At 64.0% G+C, this 442-nt stretch carries 1 protein-coding gene; it reads right to left on the bottom strand.

Going from position 1 to position 442, the window contains the following annotated elements; translation table 11 throughout:
* The coding region (locus GCN75_RS28880) for a hypothetical protein (protein WP_193317709.1) at nt 1–442 on the bottom strand (442 nt) is incomplete at both ends.

Raw genomic sequence — 442 nt, 5'->3', positions numbered from 1 at the left:
ACCAGCGCATCGCCATTGCCCTCGATCTTGCCGCCCGTGTTGTCCAGCTGGCCGGTAGCGTTCACCGTCATCAGGCCGGTACCCGTCTGCGCCAGGCTGCCGGCACGGTTGTCCAGGCTGCCCGCGTTGATGGTCAGCTGATTGGCCACCGTCGTTGCATTGCGGTGGTCGAAGGTAGCTGCCGTGATGTCCAGCTTGCCATTGCCCGTGATCTTGCCGAACTGGTTGTTGAATTGCCCCGCGTTGATGGCCAGCACGCCCGCGCCTGCATGCTCCAGCTTGCCATTGATGTTCGTCAGCACCGTCGCATTCAAGGCCAGGTTCGCGCTGTTGGCCGCGACGCGGCCCGCCGTGTTGTCCAACTTGCCGGTGGTGATGACGGTGTCGCCGCTGCCCGTCTGCACGATCTCGCCGCTGGCGTTGTTCAGGTTCGCCACGTTCA

The sequence above is a fragment of the Janthinobacterium violaceinigrum genome (assembly GCF_009208555.1).
Classification (GTDB): Bacteria; Pseudomonadota; Gammaproteobacteria; order Burkholderiales; family Burkholderiaceae_D; genus Janthinobacterium; species Janthinobacterium violaceinigrum.
This window is presented reverse-complemented; position numbering and strand designations above follow the sequence as displayed.